Annotated in this window: 18 protein-coding genes; 8 read left to right on the forward strand and 10 right to left on the reverse strand. The window is 39.6% G+C overall.

What is annotated here, in order from left to right; translation table 11 throughout:
• Positions 1-233 precede the first annotated feature (233 nt).
• The 3 genes from priA to EGI31_RS04175 all read left to right on the forward strand — a co-directional run bounded on the left by priA (position 234) and on the right by EGI31_RS04175 (position 3676).
• The gene (gene priA, locus EGI31_RS04165; RefSeq protein WP_255035900.1) at positions 234-2735 is read left to right on the forward strand and encodes a replication restart helicase PriA; all 2502 of its coding nucleotides are present in this window, start codon (positions 234-236) and stop codon (positions 2733-2735) included.
• Positions 2736-2749: 14 nt separating this feature from the next.
• Entirely contained in the window at positions 2750-3112 is a 363-nt protein-coding gene (locus EGI31_RS04170) for a phage holin family protein (protein ID WP_255035901.1), read from the forward strand.
• A 114-nt stretch (positions 3113-3226) separates the two neighbouring features.
• Positions 3227-3676: a nuclear transport factor 2 family protein gene (locus EGI31_RS04175; RefSeq protein ID WP_255035902.1), complete on the forward strand. Its 450-nt coding sequence runs from the start codon at positions 3227-3229 to the stop codon at positions 3674-3676.
• Positions 3677-3745: 69 nt separating this feature from the next.
• On the opposite strand, the gene EGI31_RS04180 is transcribed toward EGI31_RS04175, so the two are convergent.
• Positions 3746-7555: a PVC-type heme-binding CxxCH protein gene (locus EGI31_RS04180; RefSeq protein WP_255035903.1), complete on the reverse strand. Its 3810-nt coding sequence runs from the start codon at positions 7553-7555 to the stop codon at positions 3746-3748.
• A gap of 404 nt (positions 7556-7959) precedes the next feature.
• On the reverse strand, positions 7960-8820 hold the full coding sequence (locus EGI31_RS04185) for a dienelactone hydrolase family protein (RefSeq protein ID WP_255035904.1): 861 nt from the start codon (positions 8818-8820) through the stop codon (positions 7960-7962).
• 164 nt (positions 8821-8984) lie between these two features.
• On the opposite strand from EGI31_RS04185, the gene EGI31_RS04190 reads away from it, so the two are divergent.
• The 4 genes from EGI31_RS04190 to EGI31_RS04205 all read left to right on the forward strand — a co-directional run bounded on the left by EGI31_RS04190 (position 8985) and on the right by EGI31_RS04205 (position 14713).
• Positions 8985-11723, forward strand: coding sequence for a glycoside hydrolase family 2 protein (locus tag EGI31_RS04190; RefSeq protein ID WP_255035905.1), 2739 nt, complete (start codon positions 8985-8987; stop codon positions 11721-11723).
• Between the two features lie 8 nt (positions 11724-11731).
• Positions 11732-12730, forward strand: coding sequence for an esterase-like activity of phytase family protein (locus EGI31_RS04195; protein WP_255035906.1), 999 nt, complete (start codon positions 11732-11734; stop codon positions 12728-12730).
• A gap of 7 nt (positions 12731-12737) precedes the next feature.
• Positions 12738-13103: a cupin domain-containing protein gene (locus EGI31_RS04200; protein ID WP_255035907.1), complete on the forward strand. Its 366-nt coding sequence runs from the start codon at positions 12738-12740 to the stop codon at positions 13101-13103.
• Positions 13104-13348: 245 nt separating this feature from the next.
• Positions 13349-14713: a CotH kinase family protein gene (locus EGI31_RS04205; RefSeq protein ID WP_255035908.1), complete on the forward strand. Its 1365-nt coding sequence runs from the start codon at positions 13349-13351 to the stop codon at positions 14711-14713.
• On the opposite strand, the gene EGI31_RS04210 is transcribed toward EGI31_RS04205, so the two are convergent.
• The 8 genes from EGI31_RS04210 to EGI31_RS04245 form a co-directional block, all read right to left on the reverse strand.
• Positions 14710-15621, reverse strand: a complete 912-nt coding sequence (locus EGI31_RS04210) for a DMT family transporter (protein ID WP_255035909.1) — start codon at positions 15619-15621, stop codon at positions 14710-14712. The genes EGI31_RS04205 and EGI31_RS04210 overlap by 4 nt on opposite strands.
• 7 nt (positions 15622-15628) lie before the next feature.
• Complete coding sequence (locus EGI31_RS04215) at positions 15629-16462, reverse strand: 1-acyl-sn-glycerol-3-phosphate acyltransferase (RefSeq protein ID WP_255035910.1); 834 nt, start codon at positions 16460-16462, stop codon at positions 15629-15631.
• Positions 16463-16518: 56 nt separating this feature from the next.
• Positions 16519-17838 carry a vanadium-dependent haloperoxidase gene (locus EGI31_RS04220; protein WP_255035911.1) on the reverse strand — a complete coding sequence of 440 codons (1320 nt, stop codon included), beginning with the start codon at positions 17836-17838 and terminating at the stop codon, positions 16519-16521.
• Positions 17839-17853: 15 nt separating this feature from the next.
• On the reverse strand, positions 17854-19041 hold the full coding sequence (locus EGI31_RS04225; RefSeq protein WP_255035912.1) for a serine hydrolase domain-containing protein: 1188 nt from the start codon (positions 19039-19041) through the stop codon (positions 17854-17856).
• A 3-nt stretch (positions 19042-19044) separates the two neighbouring features.
• Complete coding sequence (locus EGI31_RS04230; protein WP_255035913.1) at positions 19045-19563, reverse strand: hypothetical protein; 519 nt, start codon at positions 19561-19563, stop codon at positions 19045-19047.
• Positions 19564-20415 (reverse strand): rod shape-determining protein MreC, encoded by an 852-nt coding sequence (gene mreC / locus EGI31_RS04235; RefSeq protein WP_255035914.1) that lies wholly within the window; start codon positions 20413-20415, stop codon positions 19564-19566.
• A gap of 79 nt (positions 20416-20494) precedes the next feature.
• A complete protein-coding gene (locus EGI31_RS04240) occupies positions 20495-21526 on the reverse strand; it encodes a rod shape-determining protein (protein WP_255035915.1) in 1032 nt (343 codons plus the stop codon).
• A gap of 151 nt (positions 21527-21677) precedes the next feature.
• Positions 21678-22073 carry a MerC domain-containing protein gene (locus tag EGI31_RS04245; RefSeq protein WP_255035916.1) on the reverse strand — a complete coding sequence of 132 codons (396 nt, stop codon included), beginning with the start codon at positions 22071-22073 and terminating at the stop codon, positions 21678-21680.
• Between the two features lie 212 nt (positions 22074-22285).
• Here EGI31_RS04245 and EGI31_RS04250 point away from each other — a divergent pair, with 212 nt between their 5' ends.
• Positions 22286-24694, forward strand: a complete 2409-nt coding sequence (locus EGI31_RS04250) for a 3-hydroxyacyl-CoA dehydrogenase/enoyl-CoA hydratase family protein (RefSeq protein WP_255035917.1) — start codon at positions 22286-22288, stop codon at positions 24692-24694.
• The last annotated feature ends 6 nt before the right edge of the window (positions 24695-24700 follow it).

Raw genomic sequence — 24700 nt, forward strand, 5'->3', positions numbered from 1 at the left:
ACAAAAGAAAAAATTATGTTTAACTTATATTTAAAAATATTAAACAAAACTTACTATGTTTTAATTTATTCTTTAATAAGTACAATTATCTTGTTTAATTTTTTTCTTTTATCGTTAAACAAACCTACGTATTACTCATCTTTTTGGATGTCCGGTGATATTTGTTTTACGTTGCAATCCATATAATTTCCAATATTTATAGTGTTTTAAAGGCTCAAATTTTAAATTTGTATATGATAAGTGAGAGTAATGAGTTTTCAGAGGTAGAACAGACATTTTTTGTGGAGGTGGTATTGCCTGTACCCATACCACAATATTTTACCTATCGTCTTTCTCGAGAAATGAGTCAATTGGCCAAAGTGGGCTCTCGTGTAGTGGTAGAATTCGGCAAGTCGAGAGTTTTGACGGCGGTCATTGTGAAAATTCATAACACACCACCACCAAAGTATCAGGCCAAATATGTGCAGGAATTGCTTGATATTGAGCCTGTTGTCACAGCCTCACAACTCTGGCTATTTGAGTGGGTAGCCGAGTACTACATGTGTCATGTGGGCGAGGTAATGAATATTGCGTTGCCGGCCGGACTTAAAATAAGTAGTCAGTCCAGAATTCAGTATAATCCTGATTTTGCACATCCCGAGTTACTGTCTGAACAAGAAACCCAACTGATGGAGGTGCTTCTGAAGGAGGAATCTCTAAGCTACGACGAGGTCGGGCGTTTTCTAGACCAAAAAGACATCAACAAAACCATAAAAGAGCTGGTGGCCAAGCATGCCATTATACTTTTTGAAGAGGTAAAAGATAAATATCGCCCGAAGATTGTCAAGAAAATACGCTTGAAGCGAGTTTTTGAAGGCACAGAGGAGATTTTGGCCTTGATAGAAAAGCTTGAAAAAACCACCAAACAGCAGGAGGTGTTGTTGGAATATCTAGGCCATGTGCCTATTAATGAGCTGCATTATAAAAACAAGGAGGGTTTGGCGAAAAGTACGCTCAAGGCTGGTGATATTTCGGAATCGTCTCTCAAAACTCTTTTGGACAAAGGTATTTTTGAGGAATTCGAGATTGTGGTTTCAAGGTTTGACGGTGAAGACCTTGGCTCTCAGGCTCAAATGCAACTTTCGGAGCCACAACAAAAAGCATCTGACCAGATAATGGACTCTTTCACCCAAAACGAAGTGGTGCTTTTTCATGGCATCACAGGTTCGGGCAAGACAGAAATTTACATAGACCTCATACAAAAAGTACTGGATTCAGGCTCACAGGTATTGTTTTTATTGCCAGAAATTGCCCTTACTACTCAAATAGTGAACAGACTCCGGGTGGTTTTTGGAGATGCCATGGGCGTTTATCATTCTAAGTTTTCTGACAACGAACGCGTGGAGGTTTGGAAAGGTGTTTTGGACGGTAAGTTTCAGTTTGTGGTGGGTGTACGGTCGGCTATTTTTCTGCCCTTTACCAATTTGGGACTCATTATAGTAGATGAAGAACACGAGTCATCCTACAAACAGTTTGACCCCGCTCCCCGCTATCATGCTCGTGATGTGGCCATTATGTTGGCTCTGAAGGTCCGGTCTAAAGTACTACTTGGTTCGGCTACGCCATCGATAGAGTCTTTTTATCAAGCCAAAAACAAAAAATATGGTCTGGTAAGCCTAAATGTAAGATACGGTGATGCTCAGCTGCCTGATATCAGGTTGGTAGATATGAAAAAGGAGCGGAAGGACAAAACCCTTGTGAAGGAATTCAGTTCGGAGCTGTTGGCGGAAATGGCTCAAAACTTGGCCAATAAACAGCAGACCATTATATTTTTGAACAGACGGGGTTATGCTCCGTATCTCAATTGCCAGGAGTGCAATTGGATAGGGCATTGCGACCAATGTGCGGTTTCGCTCACTTATCACCTGGCAGAGAAGACTTTGGTTTGTCATTATTGTGGACACAAGGAATCAGTGCCTAAAACATGCCCCGACTGCGGTTCTACCAAGGTCAAAGCCATGGGAGTTGGTACTGAAAAAATAGAGGAAGATCTGTATGAAATATTCCCAGAGGCCAAAATATTACGGATGGATTTGGACACCACAAGATCAAAAAATGCCTATCAGAATATTATCGGGGAGTTTGAAAAAGGCGAGGTGGATGTTTTGGTGGGTACACAGATGGTATCCAAAGGACTTGATTTTGACCATGTGAGCTTGGTTGGAATTTATAATGCCGACAAGATGATTCACTTTCCTGACTTTCGAGCGGCCGAGCGGGCTTTTCAGTTGATTACCCAAGTAAGTGGCCGGGCAGGTAGGAGGGACCAAAAAGGCAGGGTGTTGATACAGACAGGAAGCCCGCAAAACCGAATTTTGCAGTTTGTACTTCAGAACGATTACGTGGGTTTTTATGAATCCGAGGTTATTGATAGAGAGGGGTATAATTATCCGCCATTTTCGAGAATTATTGAGATTACGGTTAAGGACGTTGACCAGACTTTGGCCCATCAAGCTGCTGCCAGGCTTGCTCAGGCTTTGGAGAATCAACTGGGTAAAACCCGTGTTATGGGTCCTGAAAAAGCTTTGGTAGAAAGAATCAGGAACAAATATCTTTTTGAGGTTTGGCTTAAACTAGAGAAGGACAAGATGAATATTCAGGCCACAAAAGCGTTTCTACAAAAAGAAATAGTAAATTTGATTACTGAAAAAAAATTCAAATCTGTGCAGGTAGTGGTAAATGTGGATGCCGTTTAAATCGTTAGAAAATTATGAGCATAAAGTCGTCGATATCGGATTATTTCAAAATAGATGAGCTAAAAGATAACCTGATTAAACTTATTGAGGCCAAGTTTGAACTCAAGAAATTGGAGGTTCAAGAAAAAATTGAGGGCTTGATTTCGGGTATCGTGGTTAAAATTGTGATGGGCGTTTTTCTGGTGATGGTATTTGTGCTTCTCAATATATTGTTGGCCGCCACTATCAATCATTTTACGCATACTTTTTGGCTTGGTTATGTCATACTTATAGCTGTATATTTGATTTTATGGTGGATTTTCAAAACACAAAAATCTAAGGTGGAGGCTATCATAAAAACTAAAGTTGGAGAAGCCTTGGATGAGGTTGGGGTATAATTAATAGTCCTAAGGCTGTATCGGTGAAAATAAACCTACGAATTCCAACTTGTTAAAGTGTTCATTTACAATATATTACAGACCTAATCAAATAAAAAATAATTATATCGAAAAATGAAAAGATTACTAATCCTGAGTTTTCTAGTGTTACCATTTCAGGTAACAAAAGCCCAAAATGCAGAGAAAGAAACTGCAGCCATCAAGGCGGTGCTGACTGACTTTTTTGAGACTTTCACTCACCCAGACATGAAGTATTTTGATAGAAATTGTAGCCCTGATTTCCAACTGTTGGAGGTGGGTGAAGTATGGGAACGCAAGGAAATCCAGGCTTACGTTGATAAGATGACCGCCAAGCCCTTAACGTTTGAACGTACCAATCAGTTTGATTTTATTAAAGTCAAATTTTACAAAAATATGGCTTGGGTAAGCTATTACAACACTGCCACTATTCGATCTCTACAAGATAATTCTGTACGGAAAGTAGAATGGCTAGAAAGCATAATTCTTGAAAAAGTAAAAGGCCGATGGGTTTTGCAGCAAATGCACAGTTCATTTAAAAAATAAAAAGTACAAGTGATTATGCCACGAATTCACGAATCCAATAAGTAGTGCATTCGTGGCTTTAAAACCTCATTACTTTTTCAGCGTTTTCAGATATTTCATCAGGTCCAAAATCTCAGCCTCCTCCATATTGTCAAATAGCCCAACAGGCATGAGTGATGCTTGCATAACTTCTCTCGACTGAATGTCTGATTTGTTGATGAAAACTTTGTCTTGGCCTACTATTCGCATCGTTAGATGACGGTCATTTTCCGAAATCACGTTGCCAGAATAGGTTCTGCCATCACGGGTAATGATCACCACCAATTTGTAATCATCTTGTATTTCTCCGCTCGGATTCAGCACATTAAATAGGATGTAGTCTGTGCTTCCTCGGTTTGATCCCGTTAATTCTGGCCCGATGTTCCCGCCTTTTCCATACATTTTGTGGCAACTTCCGCAAACTGTTTGAAATACCTTTTCACCTTTTATTGGGTTTGCTGTAGCCAGAGATTTTTCATTTATCATTCTTTGGTATTTGGCATAAGATTTCTCCAAAGAAGGTTCTTGCTCTATCGGCCCCCAAACTTCAATAAAACCACTTCCTACCACTCTCAAGAGCTGTCGGGCAGCATATGGCGGTACATCACGTTTTGGTATTTTCTCCGATTTTATGGCTTGTGTAAGTTCCCAACCATACTTTGATCTGGAAGAAAGCGTTTGAATAGCCTGCTGTTTTTCGGCGGCGTTGAATTGGTTATAATTTGCTACCAAAAGTTTTCCAAACTCCGCTTTGTCGTATTCCGAAATGGCTCTAATAGCCTCTAATCTAAGTTTCGGATCGTTCAATAGGTTTGGAATTTCAGCTACCAATTCTTCTCGTTTTCTATTTGAAAGTGACTGTATCGCTTGTTGTCTTTGGAGAATCGGTGCGTTCTTATTTTTCAAGGTAGCGAGCTGTTGTTCAGAGGCTTGCGTATCCCCAAAACGTTGGGATATCTGGTCGGCCAAAGTCGCTGATTCTCCTTTCGTAGTTTTCAATTTAGTTGAAAGTGCAGCCCAATTTTTAGGAGCTTTTAGGTCAAATCTTCCCTCCAATCCATCTCTCATTCCTTTCAGTATTTCTACTTGGTTCGCTCCATTTTTTGCCAATGAATTTACGATAGCTTCCGGATTATTGGCATCTACCAATCTTCTCGAAATATAATTTGAAATGAGCGGAATCTTAGCCTGATGTGCCAAAGCCATGGCCTGAGCAGGATTTTCTTTTACCAAACCTTCCAGACCAAACCATATCATTTTAGGCAAATTGTGGTCTTCAGCATCTTCGCCATACATTGCCAATCCTTCGGATATTTGCCAGGCGGTTGTATTATCCACCCTTTGTAATCCCGAAGCTAAATACAATCTAACTACAGCTGAAGCATCCTCTTTGGCCATTTTCACAAACTTATCTTTGGCATTTTGCTCAGCGTTTTTGTCTTCACAAAGCATCTGTATAGCCCAAGCCCTAATGTGTTCATCTTTGTCAGAAAGTGATTTATATAGTTCGTCTTTACTAATACTATTGGTGATAAACAAAGCCCAAAATGCCCTCAAACGATAGTCTGCATTGGCATTAGTTTTACAAATAGTTCTTAAATCTGCCAAAGCGGAGGCATCTAACTTACTTTTTAAAGCTCTATTTTGTAAAATCAACCTAGCTCTTCTGGAATGCCAATCACTGGTATTGGTTTGTAATGCTACCAATTGTTTATCCGTCAATTTGTTCAAATCTTCATATCTTCCTTCCCAGTTGAAGGCCTTATTTTCTTTGGGCATAATTCTGAAAACCCTACCCGTTTCGCCATTTACCACTTCTTGGCCGCAAATGTCGGCATCGTGCCAATCTAGCACATAGAGTCCTCCATCGGGCCCAACTTCCATGCTGAATCCAACCCACTGAGCATTGTTGGCCATCAGTAGTTCGTCGCCATGTTTGGCCACGAAGCCGGAACCTTTTTTCTCTAAAATATCAGACAAAACTGCATGTTCATGGATATTGGCCATAAATATTCTACCTTGATGCTCAGCCGGAAAGGCATCTGATTGATACACCCTGGCACCACCGTGAGCCGAGCGATGACTGTGGTCAGCGATGGTTCTGATATCGCTGTAGGTATAAGGATTAAAATGTTGTCCACCCTGGCGGTGATAGATGCCTCCTGGTATAATGTGCCACATGTGCGGTATCACACAAGCACTTATAAATAGCTGACCTTTAGCATCATAGTCAATTCCCCAAGGATTGCTGAAACCATGTGAAACAACTTCAAATTTGTCTTTGGTTGGGTGATATCTCCAAACACCACCGTTGATATCCACACCTTCACCTTGCAAAATATCTTCTGGAAATGGGTCTTTGTGTCTGTAAAGTCGGCCCTTACCAACTGGTTTTCTAACCTTCGATGGTGTAGCAAATCCTTGGCAACCATAAAGCCAGCCATCCGGACCCCAATGCAAACTGTTGAGCGTTTCGTGGCGGTCGCGAATTCCCCAGCCGGTTAGCCTCACTTCGATGTCATCCATATCGGCTTGGTCGTCTTGGTTTTTGTCTGGCACAAAAAGTAGGTTAGGTGGAGCACCCAGATACAATCCATCAAATCCCACAGCCATGGCCGCAGGAAAAGCAATGCCTTCTAAAAAGACTTTTTTAGAGTCCGCCACACCGTCATGGTTGGTGTCCTCCAGTATCAAGATTCTGCTGTTACCAGCATTCGAAAATCCTTTTCCTCTAGACTCATAATCACGGTTTTCGGCTATCCAAAGACGGCCTTTGTCATCCCAACAAAAAGCCATCGGTTGTGTGATCATGGGCTCTGCTGCCCATGTATTTACCTTGAAACCATCTTTCAGGGTCATGTTGGCCACAGCTTCCTCTGGCGACAAAAACTTGGCATCTCTTCCTTCTTTTTGGGCTATTCCCCAAAGTGCCCAAGTCATATTCTGGCCACTGTACTCACCCCACATATTGTTGATTTCAACATCATTAAGCTGACCAGTATATACAATCAACTGATGTTTTATGACCTCCACCTCTCCTTTTTTTATGTTCCAATCAGCCGTTCTAGCACGTGCGGGCCCTATTCCCAACTGACCGTCAACACGCCAATATTGCGGAAATCCTTTGTTTTCGGGGTGGTCAAAAACTGCCACATGCACCCTATCTTTTCTGCCTTCTATAGTCATGCCGGCATCTACCCACATGGCACGCTGCCCTTCGGCCTTTTCATTTTTCTGTCTTGCTGCATTTACTACTTCTCCGTCTATTCCTTCTCGCCAAAGCATCCTTACAAACAAGCCACCGTAATCATATTTACCTATGGTCACGTCGGTTTGGGCATCACCCTCCCACTCTACGTTTAACACATATTTTCCGTCTTTTTCTTGCATGGTCCAAGTTTGGGTTTCTCTCAAAAGAGCATTTCCTTTTTCGTCCAAAAGGTCGTAAACCGTTTGCCATTTCACCTCCGCACCTTTAGCTTTGATGATTTTGGCAGAAACTTTTTTCCAATAATCACCCTCTGGATGATGAAAATAATCGCGGCCGTTTACTCGTGTATAGCCCCAATAAATTCCTGTTTGGTGTTTGTGATGACCTGGGCTGTATTCGGTTATTACCCCTTTTCCATCTGGGGCTATTATGGGGTGCAAATATGGGCGAAAGTCTTTCTTGGCTACTTGAGTGAGTATGGCCGTAGTTCCCGAAAGCCGAAAAACAGAAATGGTTTGTGCTTTTTCGTCTTGGACAACTCTAAGTTGACTTATTTTAGGTGCTGAGTAAGTCTCCTTTTTAGTATTTGGAATAAAAAACAATAAAAAGCTAAGAAATGCCAAATGCATGGCCAGAAAGAAGTTCTTCATAAAGGAAAAGGTTGAAATTGACCTAAATTTAGAAATTTTTGGGTAAAATCAAGAGTTTTGATAAAATGAAAAAATATGCAGATGTAATTTGGTTGAAGTTTTATTGCGAAAAGGGTAACAAAAAAATGTCGCCCCGATGGGGCTATCATAAGCATACAATCACTATTATGCCTATTATTACCAAAATGCCGCCCCTATGGGGGCTTTATTAGTATATGTAACATAAAGCCCAGAGGGCTAACATTTTGGTAGAAAACAAAGAAACATGATATTTAAAGCCCCAGTGGGGCGACATTGCATTATGCTTTTTTGAATTAGTTATGAACAAAATCTTCGATCATCAAAATGTGATTGAAGACTATTATATAATCCTCCAACCTTAAACTTTTATCAATCAAAAAATCTTATTTCAATTCCTCTTTAAAAAACGCAATGGTTCTGTCCCAAGCCAGTTTGGCCACTTCGGCATTGTAGCGAGCAGGCGACGAATCGTTGTTGAAAGCATGTTGAGCTCCTTCGTAAATATAGAGTTTGTAATCAATTTTGTTTTCTTTTAGAGCAGCTTCATAGGCCGGAATTCCTTCGTTTACGCGTTCGTCCATGCCTGCATACTGGAGCATAAGTTTGGCTTTGATTTTAGGAACATCCACCGCAGCAGCTTGTCGGCCATAGTAAGGAACTGCCGCATTGAGCAATGGATCGCTTACAGCCATGGCGTTGGCGATAGCACCACCCCAACAAAAACCTACGCAACCTGTCTTTTTATTGCTATTTTTCAAGCCTCTCAAGTAATCCAAACCACTTTTTATATTTTCTATATTTTGAGCAGGGTCTAGCTTTGGAAACATGGCTCTGCCTTCGTCTTCGTTGGCAGGAGTACCTCCAAATGGCGAAAGTGCATCTATGCCTAAAGCAATAAATCCAGCTTTGGCCACACGCCTCGTAACATCCTTTATATGAGGGGTTAACCCTCTGTTTTCATGTACCACTAACACCGCTCCAAGTTTACCTTTGGCGTTTTTGGGCATGACCAGATACCCTTTCATGGTACAGTTTTTTGAGGCATAACTGATATCTTCTGCTACCAAGTCTTCGTCTTGCTCTGCTACTTGATTCGCCATAGCGTAGTTGCCTTCCAGCATCGGCAAAATGGCCATTGCGGCGGCGGTTCCACCAGCAAGTTTGGTTAGTTTAGCCAAGAAATCCTCTCTTTTGAGGGGTTTGTGGGTGTATTCGTCAAAAAGGTTGATAATTCTCTGATCCATAGTGTTTTTGGTTTAAGAAATCAATTTAAATATATTATTTGGGGTATCAACTTTTAAATCGACAAAATGCATTAAATAATCGCTGGATTGGAATTTTCTACTTACCCAAACTTTATGTTTTCATTTTTTAAGTCTAACTTCACCCCTATATTCAACCATAAAACATGAAAATCACTTTTATTTCTTCTTTCCTTGTACTTTTTTCTTTTGGCCTTAAGGCCCAAACCATTCCACTTCCTGAACATCCTAGACCTGACTTTGAGCGAACTGACTGGGTCAATCTCAATGGCAAATGGGAGTTCGAATTTGATAGCTTGAGCAAAGGCGATGACCAAAATTGGTCCAAAGGAACTGCTAAGTTTTCTAAAACCATCAATGTCCCTTTTCCTTGGGGAGCACCACTTTCAGGGGTAAAAGATGAGGCGGATATTGCTTGGTATCAGAAAAACATTACCGTTCCAGAGTCATTCAAAAACAAAAGATCTTTCATTACCATCGGAGCTTCTGACTGGGAAACAACGGTTTGGTTGGATGGCAATCTTTTAGGTAAACACCAAGGTGGTTACACCCCGTTTTCTTTCGATATTACGCCTTTTGTAAAATATGGTTCGGCCCAAAAATTGGTCATAAAAGTAGATGACAAACGTCGTGAATTTACGCTTTATGGCAAACAAGGTTATGGTAATGCCAGAGGTATTTGGCAGACCATCTATCTCGAAGCTCGTGGAAATAGTTTTCTAGATTATGTACATTTTACACCTGATATTGATCAAAATAAAATAAAAGTATCAGGTGAAATAATTGGCGGAGATTCTAAGGACAACGTATTGAAAATCAAAGTAAAAGACCGTTCGGAAGCATTAACGTTTTCCGTTCCGAAAGGTCAAAATATGTTTGAGTTTACATTTGATGTTCCCAACGCTAAACTTTGGACTTTGGAAAATCCTTATTTGTACGAAACAGAAGTTACTTGGGGTGATGATGTGGTGAAAACCTACTTTGCTATGCGAAAAATATCCGTGGCCAATCTTCCCGGCACCGATATTCCTTATGTGGCTTTGAATAACAAACCTATTTATCTGCAACTTACGCTCGACCAATCGTACCATCCTGAGGGTTTCTACACTTTCCCGACGGATGAATTTATGAAAAACGAGATTCAACTTTGTAAAAACATAGGCCTCAACGGCCTACGTACACACATTAAAGTGGACGTGCCTCGCAAGCTCTATTGGGCTGACAAACTGGGTCTTTTGGTAATGGCCGACTTACCCAATTTCTGGGGGGAGCCTGATGCACAAGCCCAAAAAGAATCGGAGTTTACACTTCGACAAATGATCAGGCGTGACTACAATCACCCAGCAATATTTTCTTGGATTGTTTTCAACGAAACTTGGGGACTAAGAACCAAAGTGAAAAACGAAACTACCGGAAAAGTGGAAAGTCAATATTTGCCAAAAACCCAAAACTGGGTGGCCTCGATGTATTATTTGGCCAAATCGCTGGACCAAACACGCTTAGCCGAAGACAATTCTATCTGTTGCGGTGCTGGCCATACAGAGACCGATATCAACTCATGGCATGAATATTTACCTGGCTACGAGTGGGAAGCCCACATGCAAAAAATAGACAAAGGCACCTATCCGGGTAGCAGTTTTCATTTCGAAAAAGGCTTTACCCAAGGCAACCAACCTATGATAAACTCGGAGTGCGGCAATGTGTGGGGCTATGATGGCAGTACAGGCGATGTGGATTGGAGCTACGACTACCACCGTATGATGAACACCTTCAGAGTTCACCCAAAAATGTCAGGCTGGCTATATACCGAACACCACGATGTGATAAACGAATGGAATGGATACTGGCGTTTTGACAGAACCATGAAATATACTGGGGTGGGTGATTTGGCAAAAGGCATGACAGACAAAGATTTTCATTCATTGGTATATTTATCTAATGGTCAAGACATTACGCATACGGTAAAAGCAAACGAAGAGGTGTCAGTACCTATTTTTGTATCTGTAATGGAAGATATTAATATGGTGGATAAAGTATTTTTGGTAGAATATACACTTGAAGGGGTTAATCAAATCGGAAATACGGTAAAAGTGGGTGAAGGCAAACTCAATTTACCTTTTGAACCTTGGATGCAGAAAGCTTTTGATCCTCTAAAAATCAAAATGCCCGAAACCAATGGGGTTTACACGCTCACATTTACTCTCAAAGACAGCAAAGGCGGTACAGTTTATCACAAAAACTTTGTGTCGTTTGTCGTGACAGACGGAAAACTTCCAGCAGGCGTTTCGATCATTGAAAAGGCTGCAAATGCATATTCAGATGCCAAATGGTCTTTGAAAAAATGGGAGGTTATGGGTGGTAAAAAAGTAAATGGTGCTGGTAACGGTAGCTTTACTTACACGTTTGAAGGAAAATCTTCGGGTGCTAAATCTGGCTATTTGTTGATGGAATTGGGTGCGAAAGAATTGTTCTTCAAAGACCGTGCAGGGTCAGAAATTAAAAACACTGACTACATGCTAGGAGCCAAGGCCGAACCAAGCCAAAATCAGAATTCATATCCGATGACAGACGAGAAGAAATTTCCTTCAAATCTGAAGGTTTTTGTGGATGGTGCTTTGGTAAAAACAGTTACGCTTGAAGATGATCCTGCCGACCACCGAGGCATATTGAGCTGGCATAATCAATTACAAAACAGGAAGTTGTCCGAGGCTGGAAGTTACGGTTATATGGTAAAAATACCTTTGACAAAAGCCCAAATAAAAACATTAGATAAAACTGGCAAGCTGAGCGTAAAGTTGAATGTAGACAGTGGTGGTGGCTTGGCGGTTTATGGTAAAGAATTCGGTAGATATGCCTTTGATCCGTCTATTGTGTTGGTGAAGTAATATTAAATATGAATAAATTTTTAATTTTATTGTTGTTTTCTTCGTTTTGGGCAAATGCCCAAACACAAAAAAACTTTGAATTCGTAAAGGTCGATTCCTCGTTTAATTCACCGACTGATGTGTTTTCATCACTACCTGCAGAAATTAAATTTGGAGGAATTTCAGGTATAGAATTTTACAGTAATGCCCTATTTTTGGTATCAGACAGAGCTTTCAAGTCTGATACCAATCAAAATTCTTATCTTTTTAAGATGGACTCTGTCGGCAAAATATCAGCTGCTTTTAAATTTTTTGGAGTAGATAATGCCGAATCAATTCGTTTTGATAATCTATCTCAAAAAATGTTTTATGCCTTCGAAAGAGAGGATTCTACAGGCGTGGGTTTTATCAATGAAAACAATATTCTCACCAACCTTGCTACTTTTTCGATGAAAAACGATGCTCTAACCACCGAAAATCGTGGAATCGAGAGCTTGTGTTTTGATGAAAATAAAAATCTTTGGTTTGCTTTTGAGTCGAGTTTGAGTTCGTCGGTTTCATTGATTCAATGTCCGTATGACACAACAACGAACAGCTACGATTACAAGAAAAAGGAGGTTTTCCAATATCCGTTCGATGCCAGAAGTTGCACAAAATCGGAGCAAGTTCTCAATGGAAATGTTGGAAATGGAATAACAGAAATATTACCTTTTGACAATAACAAACTTTTGGTAATGGAGCGGTGCTTTGATGGTAGTTTTATAACCATGCGATTATTCGTAGCAAGTATTCCATCCACCGGAAGTATTATTTCTAAAGAACAAGTGTTTGAGTTTAGCATAAAAAACGAACTTCTCGGGCAAGGCCACGCCCTAAGACCCGATAATATGGAGGGCATGTGCTGGGGAAAAGACGAAGACGGTCATAGGATTTTATATGTAATCAGCGATGATAACTTTAACCCAAAAAGGCAACGGACCTTGCTTTTGAAGTTAAAGGAAATTGATGTTCAAAAATCAAATAAATAGCGAATTTATGACTCCTGAAAAAGTAAATATTACAGAAAAACTTTCGCTTTTCCATGACCATTGGAATCCAAAGATTGTGGGAGAACTCAATGGCCAACACGTGAAATTGGTGAAACTATTGGGCGAGTTTGTGTGGCACAAGCACGATATAGAGGACGAAATGTTTTTGGTTATTAGTGGTATACTCAAAATGGAGTTTCGGGACAAAACGGTGGTGATTCATCCCAATGAATTTATTATAATTCCTAGAGGAGTAGAGCACAGACCTGTGGCCGAAAATGAGGTAGAAATTATGCTCTTTGAACCTGCTTCTACCCTCAATACTGGCGATACGAAAGGAGAACTAACACGAGAGATTTTAGAGAAAATATAGGCTCCGGCTATTTTGCTGGCGTTAATTTTTTAAACAAATAGAAAAGGATAGAGAACATCTAATTGTACCCTCCATTGCGAGAGGTAACTAATATTTGGAGTTATGGACTTCGTGAAAGTAATTAGTTCAAAGTGATTAAAAAATAAAACTCTTTGCAACCCGCTATCGAATTATTGGCATCTAAGAATATAGATAACACAAATAAACGTTTTATTTGAGATTCTAACCAAATTTTATTCTGAATAATGTACAAAGTCCTACTGGTAATTATAGTTCTTTTCTCGTGTGGCAGTAGTTCTGAAGAATCTATACACCAGTCACTTCAGGTCTTTGGAGAACCCATTCCTATTATTAAGATTTCATCCAGCAAAAAAATAAAAGACGAGCCCAAAACAGAAGCCCAGCTGCAGATTTTTATGAAAGACAGTCTGCTGTTTTCTTCCAAAATTGGCATTGAATATCGTGGTGCAGTGTCTCAAATGTTCTATGATAAAAAGTCGTATGGCATAGAACTTTGGGACGAATCAAACAATGGACTTTCTAAGAGTGTACTAAATATGCCACCCGAGGAGGATTGGATTCTACATGGACCTTATGCAGATAAGTCGCTGATAAGGAATGTATTGGCATATCAAGTTTCGAACAGCATAGGTAGATATGCTCCAAAAACGCAGTTTGTTGAGTTAGAGGTTAACGGAGATTTCAAGGGTCTTTATGTGTTAATGGAGAAAATCAAACGGGGAAAGGAAAGAGTTAATGTTTCGAAGCTTTCACCCAAAATCACAGCGGCTGATTCTATTTCGGGAGGTTATATTCTGAAAATTGATAAGACGGTCGGTGCCGGGTTCTCTCATCAAGGAGATTATAATGAAATAAACTCTTTTTCCTCCACTTTCGACCAGGCCGGCAAGCTTTCTGCAGATTCTAAAATTCATTTCCTGTATGACTATCCCAAAGCCACCAATATTTCCGAGGCCCAGAAAGAATACATCAAGAGTTACATCCTGGATTTTGAGAAGGCAATGGCTTCCACAAGTTTTTCAAATCCAGAGTTGGGTTTTCGAAAATACATCGATGAAGATAGTTTTATAGATTATTTCTTGTTGACGGAGCTTTTTCAAAACTTCGACGGTTACCGCATCAGCACTTATTTGCAAAAAGAAAGGGGAGAAAAACTCAAAATGGGTCCCATTTGGGATTTTGATTTGTCCTCAGGAAGCAAAGGTTTTTGTCATAGAATGAACGAAAAGAATCAGAATTATTGGATTTTTGAGTACAACAAATATTGCGGTGATGACATGTGGGTAGTGCCCTTTTGGTGGTCAAGGCTATTGCAAGATAAACTATTCGTAGAAAAACTAAACGCACGCTGGAAAGCTCTGAGACAAAACAAGTTTTCGGAAAAATCCTTGATGCAAGAAATTGAATTTCAAGTCAGTTATCTCAAAAACACAAAGGCTGTAGAGCGGAATTTTGACCGTTGGAGAATCCTCAACAAACGAATAGAACCCAGCGATACCAAAGGAAGTCACGACCAAGAAATTGAATTGATTAAAAATTGGCTAAAGCAAAGGCTTGTTTGGATGGATCGAGAACTGCCGAAACTTTAGTTGGCCTTTTTGACCTCGTTTTTTCTGAAAGAAATATAAACACCACAAGCTATGATAAGTAAAATACCCAAAAGGCTGAGGGTATTTGGAAAGGCATCGCCAAGTATAACGCCAAAAATTATAGAAAATACAATATTGCTATAACCTATGGCCGAAACCTCACCGGTATTGCCATAAGTAAATGCTTTCGTCAAGAGTATTTGACCCACCAAAGCAGACAATGCAAGGCTTATAATCCATAACCATTCCAAGCCCATTGGCCAGTTGAAACTGCCAAACAAAAAGGCCAATGAATCTATATAAATGTATTGCCCCAAAACCATCGAAATAATGGGCAATACTATGCCCGAAAACATAAAGGATAAGACAATCGAGCGGGAGTCATAATAGCCACTTAGCTGTTTAATGCTCATATAAGCCAGGGCGGTCATGATGGCATTTGCAAGGCCAAAAGTGTGGTATTTGATAGAGGTGATGTCAATCTTAAACTGTGGTAAAAAGATACAACATATACCTGCAAAGCCGACAATCACCGCCAACCAGTTTTTAAAATCTAGTTTTTCATTTAGAAAATACCCACCCAACAAAGCCAGAATAATAGGATAGGATTGCTGGTAAGTGATGGCTTCGGCAAGGCCAATTTTTGTTATGCTAAAAAAGAAAGTATACAGTGCCAATGTTCCTATAACTCCTCTAAAAATCAAAAGGCATAACTTGCCACCCTCCTGCACCAAAGGACGCTTATAAATAGTGAAAAGTACAAAAAGGACCCCAATAATATTTCGAAAAAACACCAGTTCTACAGAGCTGATTCGTTTGCCTAACACCTTAGTGCATGCTCCTGACAACGAGAAACAAAAAGCTGCTCCAAGCATATACAAAAGGCCTTTTTTCGAAGAGTCGCTCAAGTAGGTTCTAGATGAAGATTTGAAATATGAAATAACACAACAGCCAATACAAAGGCAATGCCACTATTAACAATCCCAAATAAATGGAGTCATAGAAAACTGTTCCCCTGGTTTTTGATTTCACAAATGTATGAAGTAGCAAATGCACTGGAAAGTGTAAGACATAGGTCAAGTAGTAAAACCAAGAACTTCCCAATGTGGGTTTTTTAAAGTCTCTTCTTACCAACTTCTTAAGTGCTTCTGTCAGTTTTTCGTTAAAAGTTCTAATGGCTTTTCCATCCATTGCTAATTCCTCGAAATCCGTTTGTTTTATGGCCGGGCCAAAATTAAGACTTATGTTTTTTCCAACTCCAGCAAATTCCGAATAGTTAATAGCCACCGGGACTATCACCATTTCAGTCCCAGACATCCATGTTTGCATGGCGAGTCGGCTTGTGCCTTTTTTTAAGGGTAGTAACTCGGTTTGATTGGTGCATAGTCCTTCGCTAAAAATGAGGACTTGACTTTTGTTTTTAAAAATCTCCGAACAACGCTCAAATGTTTCGTCGTTTTTACCCAAATATTCTTTTCCTTCTGTGATTCTATAAATGGGCATCATATAGAATTTGGAAAGGATTTTGCGAACCAAAGGCTTTTTGAAAGCATCTCCACGTGCCAGTGACCATATTGGCCTATTTACTTTGCAGTCGATAATGATGGCATCAAGGAAGGAGTTCGGATGAAATCCAGCCAGCAGGACAGCTCCTTCTTTCGGCAAATTCTCCATCCCGTTTATCTCAATTTTTTTTATGAAAAACCTTAAAACAAATCGAATAAACTGTCTTAAAACAATATAAATCATTCTTGATTATTTTTTAAAAAATAAAAGCCCGATTGTAGGGCTTTTTACTTGGTTGGTTATTTCTTGGTTTTTAGTTTGGCAGCTATGTACTGACCCAGTTTTGTACCGGCTTTGTTGCCTTCGTCGCAGCCTGACTTGTAGTGAATTCCGCCATACACCCTGCTTATTGACGACTCTAGGGCTGCTTCTCTAAATGAGGCGAATTTTCTCACGCCATGGTCATATTTAAATTCCGTAGAATCTGTAAAGGCCACATTATCGCCAAAACAAGCTGTTAGGGCTTCCGCAGATGCAGCAGATATTGTACTATGTCCCGAGGTGTACTCTGGAAAAGGAGGCGTTTGTAAGAAAGGCATCCATTTCGGATCTATATCAGCGTTTATAACTGTTTCAGGTCTAACTTTTTCAGTTCTGTATTTTTCGTGCCAACATGCTATGAAGCCATCAAATAATGAAATCGCCACTCTAAGATAAGCATCTTGGGCCTCATAAATGTTTTTCTTGGTTTGTTGACATGCCGTTCTAGTTATGGCCATCCAGTGCCCACCAGGAGTCATTTTTTTGTTGGCAAACATTACGTGGCCCTGCACGTTCATCACAAAAGCGTTATCGTCCCAAAACCACGCAATATCTTTTTGCTCTTGAGTAAGATTGTTTACAGTTTCGTAAACAGCCTTCAATTCTTTCCTAAACGCACTGTTTGGGTCTTTTGAGAATGGAATAACCGGAGCTGGCTGAAATTGCCCTGCTGAATCAATCACCAAAGTTCTGATGGTAGGCCAGTAAGGTTCCATGGCATCGGCATATTGAGGAGGCGTGGGCACCCATTTGTCCCCTGTAGATTTTACCGAATATCTTAATCCTCTAGTTTGCAGGTAATTGTCTTTTTTAGAGTAAGCCAATACGTGTTTTGCGACAGCTTCGCCAAAGGCCATTGATCTATCATAAACATCCGATGGAACACCCGCATCTTTAAATTTCTGATAGGTCTCTTTTTCGAAATCATCGTATTTGTTAACTGTAAAAGTCAAGGTTCGTGCGATCGTCATAATGGCTTTTACGCTTGCTAATGAATGGCAATATTCTTTTCCGGCTTCTGGTTTTGGGAATTCCGTCAAACCATTTATCTGTCCTGCGGTAGTTTGGTAGTCTGATCTACCTGGTATAAGTGCTTCGTAACCTGCTATGGTGGCGTAAGCATAAATTCTGGAAGAAACCGGGGGCGAAAAAATGTCATGGATGATTACGTCGGTAAGTTTTTCGTAAGCATCGTGTATAAACTCAGGATTGTCAGTAATCTTGCTGTACTCTTGGGCCGTTTTTGATTTACAGGCAGAGAAAAATACTACTGCGAGTAAAATGACATACTTTTTCATTGGTTTGGTTAATATTTATTGATCCAAAATATTTTCTTCTAAAGTACTTTGTTTTTCTCTTCCATGTAAAATATTCACAATTTCTTTAACATTATACACGTCTCTGTTGTACTTATTGCTTAACAAAATTACTACAAAATCTTCTCTTAAATCAAAAAACATGATAGTATTATAGCCTTTCCACCAGCCTGTATGATAAATGTAGTCAGTCTGTTGCAACTCGTTGACCCACAGCCTAAAGCCATAGCCGTAGTTTCTCAATCCGGGGTGTTCAAAACTCCTTGGGGTGTACATTTCTCTCAGGTTTTCTTTGCTCAAAATACTCTCAGACTTCAAGACATTGTACCATTTTAGCAGGTCGCCAGTAGTGGAGTATATGCCCTTGTCGCCCATGATGTCGTCATAGAAATCTTTCTCAAGTTTTCTGCCGTTTTGGTATCCTATGGTTTTGTTTATGTTGAGCATTGGGTTTTTCGAAACCCCCGTAAAAGTGTTATTCATCCCTGCTGGTTGAAGAATTTTTTCTTTCAAATAATCTTCAAATGATTTCCCAGAAACTTTTTCTACAATAGCTGCCAAAACAGCATAGTTGGTATTGTTGTAGGAGAAAAAATGGTCCGGCTGATTCAGTGGTTTTGGAGTAGGAACTGCTGTAGCAAACCAATCCATCATTTGTTGGTTAGTCGGATAAATTTTTTCTGTTCTTACCTTTAGGTCAAACTCATACTGATAGTAGGGTAGTCCAGACCTATGAGAGAGCAAACTCCTAATACTTACGCCCTCATACGGAAATTTCGGGAAATAGTCCTTTACCGTATTGTCGAGTCCTATTTGGCCATCTTGTACCATTTTCATGACAGCCACCGCCGTGAAAGTCTTTGATAGAGAAGCAAGTTGAAATTTGGAATCCTTGGTGTTTGGAATAGTATCTTTGGAGAAGCCAAAAGAGTTTTCATATAAAACCACTCCTTTTTGAGCTATCAATACACTTCCATTAAAGCCACCTCTAACTTTTTTGTTTATAATCTCAGATATCAGTTGCGTCTTATAGTCAGCATTGATTTCTTTATTGATTTTTTTAATTTCCTGCTCAGTTAGAACTTTCTCTTGCGGTTTCTGTTCTTCCTGCTTTTTTTCGTTTTTATTACAGCTTGCCAACAAGCCCACCACCATCAAGCACAAACCAAACCGTAAAAACTGCATTTATTAAGAATTTTGAAGACTTTTGAAATAGACATGAAGTAGAAATGTTACCACAGAAGTAAACATAACACTTGCAACTACCTTGAGCGATGTATTTAAGAAATATTTGAGTGAACCCGCTTCAAGGAAAAACAAATAGAGGTGATGTATAAAGGTAAGGATTATAATGTATCTGATGAATCTTTCCATTCCCATGCCTTCAAGCGAAATGACAAGCTCGGTCTCTAGGCCTTTGGTGGGAAATAAGACTTTGATAATATAACTTCTTAAAAAAGCCAAAAGCAAACTAGCGGAGGCGTGTAAGCCAGCTGTATTGTAGAATAAATCAACGCTCAAGCCAGCTAGAAAAGCGATTAAAAGAACTGCAGAAACAGGCGTACTACTTGGTAAAAATAGTATAATCGAGATATAAACAAAACAAAAAGCTACCTCAAAAAACACCAAGTTGCGTACTATGAATACCTGTAAAAACAAGTACAATGCTATAGTGCCTATAATTTTAAATAACGATTGACTATTCACTTAATTAACTGGTTTTGCTTCTACTTGACTTTGTTTATCAATTAGTTTGTTGTTTACCACATATACATACACCAAACTTGAGAAATCAGTAGATAGCCTTACATTTATATCAAAAAATGCTTCGCTTGGCGACGCCGAAATTTTGCTAATTCTACCAATCATGATTTTCGGTGGAAATATAGAGTTCTGCATAGAGGTAACTACGCTATCTCCTTTACTCACGGGTTTAAACCTGTCTACGGTGGTTAGCTCCATAATTCTAGGGTTGGTGCCACCCCATTTACCTATACCCAGGGCAGTTACTTCCTCTTTTCTTAATTTTTTGCCAAGAATTTCAGACGAAACCTGGAAGTTGGAATGAAGAATAGAAGACACTCGTGAGAAATTTTCGTTGCAAGACATCACTTGTCCCACAATACCTTGAGGGCAAATTACTCCCATACCTGGTTTTATGCCATCTTTGGTGCCTTTGTCTAATGTGATATAATTGTCGGTGAGGTTTTCGGTACTACTGATTACTTTGGCCACCAAAAAATTAAACCTACCTGCCATCATTGAGTCGGGTTTGTATCCAATCTCCTTCAAGGCCACAAGCTCGTGAGATTTTGAAAGCTCCTCTCTTAGTTTTTTGTTTTCTGCCGCCAGTTGATCGTTTACTTTTCCCAAATTCATAAACTTCCTAACATTTTGAGAAATCTTTAGCGATTTGGCCACCGCAGTGTTGGTGGTATTAAAGAAAGTTACGTCCCAATAAACACTGTTTTTCGAAATCAAGTAGAAGCATGCTATCTGTAAAAACAGAAACATGAAAAAATGCCTAATTCTATATAATATACCGAATAGTTGAGACATGAATCGTTATATTTAAAAAAAAGGTATCCAAATTGTTTATGAATGGATACCCTAATAAAATATTTTTTTGAAAAGAAAATTATTGAACCAAAACCGCCTGATATTTATCAAGATTTTTCAGTATTTCGCCTGTACCTCTCACAACAGCCTTTAATGGATCATCGGCTACGTGAATCGGCAACTTAGTTTTCACTTCCAATCTCTTGTCTAGTCCGTGCAATAGTGCACCACCACCTGTCAAGTAAATTCCGTTTTCGTAAATATCGGCTGAAAGCTCAGGTGGAGACATTTCTAAGGCTCTCATAATGGCTTCCTCAATTTTCGAAATTGATTTGTCCAAAGCGTAAGCTATCTCACTATAAGTTACTTTAATTTCTTTCGGAATTCCGGTCATCAAGTCACGACCTCTGATTTCTATATCAGCTGGCGGATTCTCAAGGTCTGGCAATGCAGAACCAACTTGGATTTTGATAAATTCAGCCGAACGTTCACCAATTAGTAGATTGTGCTCTCTACGCATGTAGTCCACAATGTCTCTGGTAAATAAGTCACCTGCAATACGTACCGAAGACTCACAAACGATACCCGAAAGTGCAATTACTGCAATCTCAGTAGTACCACCACCGATGTCAACAATCATTGAGCCGTTTGGTTGCTCAATATCTATACCGATACCAATTGCTGCTGCTATAGGCTCGTGCACCATGTAAACTTCTTTGGCTCCAGCGTGTTCAGCGGAGTCCTTAACTGCTCTTTTTTCCACTTCGGTTATGCCTGAAGGAATACAAATCACCATGCGGTGTGATGGAGAGAAGAACAAATTTCGGCCTGTATTTATCATTTTTATCAAACCTCTGATCATAAGCTCGGCAGCGGTAAAGTCTGCTATCACTCCGTCTTTAAGAGGTCTGATGGTTTTAATGTTTTCGTTGGTTTTTTCGTGCATCTGCATGGCCTTGTGACCAATGGCAAGCACTTTGCCAGACACCTTGTCCAAGGCGATGATCGACGGCTCGTCTACCACTATCTGGTCTTTATATATAATCAAGGTATTGGCGGTACCTAAATCTATAGCAATATCGCTAGTAAGGAAACTAAAAAATCCGGCCATCGAAGCTTTTGGGTTATACTATTAAAAAATCAAAGTGCAAATTTATAATTTATTTTTCAAATATCTCTAAAGACATCGTTTTTATTAAAAAACTAACGTTTCTCCACAATATTGTCTAATATTTGATACAAACCTCTCAAAATAACGTGTTTCAGTGAGAATGATTTGAGCAGGTTTTTTGGTGCATATTCCAGTTAATTATATAGGAAATTGCCATCAAAATTGACCCACAAATCACATACAAAGACTCATGTTTTTCATTAACCACAAATAGACCAATATATTGTAAAATAGCTGCAGAAAGTAACAATATTAATGGAGTTAATTTATGATGGATTTTGTAATCTTTTGTGAGAAGTAGCACGGCAATAATTAAACTCGATATGACCAAAACAATTTCAAGTGTGTGGTTTAAGAATCCCTCAGCTACTAGAGGTAAAAGAGTAATAACAAATGGCATGGCAAGGCAATGAACCAAGCACAATAATGACAAGGTCATACCAGTTTTGTGAAGTAAATGTGAATGTTTTCTGATTCTTTTTAACATCTTTAAATCTTAGTAAATGCAACCACGCTGCAAAGATAAGCTTCTTATTGTATTTTTCGTTCCAAAGTTTGGCAGAATATTATTTTTTTAATAGTATGCTTGCATAATAATTTTGGAAGAATTAGATTTGTAATTGTTATGCTTGCATACTATTTTTTGTTTTCTAAACATAGTATTGTTTTATTTGACCTTTAAATAATAATTCAGGATATATGAAAAAATCGATAAAGAAAGTAGCCGTTTTGGGTGCTGGTATCATGGGTAGCCGGATTGCTCTTCATTTTGCTAACATTGGCTGCGAGGTTTTGTTGCTCGATATGGTTCCAAAAGAACCTAACGATGCCGAAAAAGCCAAGGGAATGGATGTTTCAAGTCCAATAGTGAGGAATAGAATTGTTAGTGATTTGTTCCAAGCTGCTGTTAAGGCCAGTCCTTCACCTATTTACAGCCAAAAATCTCTTGCTAAAGTAAAGTTGGGAAATTTTGACGATGACATGGTCAAAATCAAGGAAGTAGATTGGATCATTGAAGTAGTAGTGGAAAAGCTTGAAATTAAGAAGTTGATTTACGACAAAGTAGAACAACACCGCAAGCCAGGTACTTTGGTAACTTCCAATACTTCTGGTATTCCTATTCATTTGATGGCCGAAGGAAGAAGCGAAGATTTCCAGCAGAACTTCTGCGGAACGCACTTTTTTAATCCGCCGAGATATTTGAGACTTTTGGAAATTATTCCAGGACCAAAAACAGATCAGGCCATCATAGATTTCTTGATGCACTACGGTGACCTTTTCCTTGGAAAACAAACGGTTTTGTGTAAAGATACTCCAGCGTTCATTGCTAACAGACTGGGGATTTATGCCATGGTGCAAACCATCAGAGCCACAGAAGAGTTGGGTCTAACAATTGAGCAAGTGGATAAACTTACTGGTTCTATAGTAGGTAGACCAAAGTCAGGTTCTTTCAGACTTTCTGACGTGGTTGGACTTGATACTACTGTAAACGTGTGCAATAATCTTTCGGCTATTTTGACGAATGATGAGTCTGTGGAGGCATTTAAACTGCCAACCATCATGGCCAAGTTGATGGAAAACAAATGGTTAGGTGATAAAACAGGCCAAGGGTTTTACAAAAAGACAAAAGACGAAAACGGGAAGACGGTAATACTAGGGTTGGATTTTGCAACGATGGAATATCGTCCATCTGAAAAGGTGAAATTTGCTACTCTAGAAACCACCAAAGGTGTCGATACAGTGGCTGGAAGAATTCCGGTATTGCTGAAAGGAACTGACAAAGCTGGTGAATTCTACAGAAAAACTTTTGCTGATGCTTTCAAATATGCCTCATTCAGAATTCCTGAGGTTGCTGATGAGTTATATAAAATCGACGATGCCATTTGTGCCGGATTTGGCTGGCAATTGGGTCTTTTTGCCACAGCTGATGCAGTAGGCGTGAAGGCTTTCGTAGAAATGATGGAAGGACAAAATCAAAAACCTGCCCAGTGGGTTTATGATATGTTGGCCGCTGGATGTGAATCTTTCTACAAAATAGAGAACGGCAAAAAACTTTATTACGATATCCCAACAAAGTCTTATAGGGTAATCCCTGGTACGGAGTCGTTTATAATTTTAGATAATATCCGCAAAACCAACGTAGTTTGGAAAAACGCAGGAGCTTCAATATTTGATTTGGGCGATGGCATCTTGGGTGTCGAGTTCCAATCAAAAATGAATACTTTGGGTGCTGAACCAATCGAAGCTTTGAATAAAGCCTATGGTTTAGCAGAAAAAGATTTTAGAGGCTTGGTAATAGGTAACGATAGCCAAGAGGCATTTTCGGCAGGGGCAAATTTGGCTATGTTGTTTATGTTTGCAGTGGAGCAAGAGTATGACGAGATTGATCTCATGATTGCACAGTTTCAGGAAACCATGATGCGTGCCAGATATTCGTCTATTCCGGTAGTTACGGCTGCACACTCTTTGGCCTTAGGTGGAGGTTGCGAAATCAACCTACATGCTGATAAAGTGGTGGCTTCTGCCGAAACCTATATGGGATTGGTAGAACTAGGCGTTGGTTTGATACCAGCTGGTGGTGGAACAAAAGAGATGGCATTGAGAGCGTCTGATTTGTACCAACCTGGCGACGCTGAGTTGAATATTCTTCAAGCTGCATTTATGAACATTGCTCAGGCGAAAGTTTCTACTTCAGTGCAAGAGGCTTTTGAAATGAATTATCTGAAAACCAATCGCGACCAGATAGTGTTGAACAGAAGCCGTCTGATAGCAGAAGCCAAACAATCAGCAATTGAACTTGCCGAAAATGGTTATACCCAACCTATCAGAAGAACTGACATCAAAGTGCAAGGAAAAACCGGAATTGCTCTTTTCAAAGCTGGTATAAAATCAATGAGAATGGCCAACTATATCACTGACCACGATGCGTTTATTGCTGAGAAACTGGCGTATGTAATTTGCGGTGGAGATTTGAGCTATCCGCAATTGGTGAGTGAGAAATATTTGCTTGAGCTAGAAAGAGAAGCCTTCCTTTCGCTATGCGGAGAACGCAAAACCATGGAACGTATGCAAGGACTATTGAGTGGAGGTAAACCACCAAGAAACTAGCTTCGG

This window comes from Lacihabitans soyangensis (assembly GCF_024343775.1).
Classification (GTDB): domain Bacteria; phylum Bacteroidota; class Bacteroidia; order Cytophagales; family Spirosomataceae; genus Leadbetterella; species Leadbetterella soyangensis.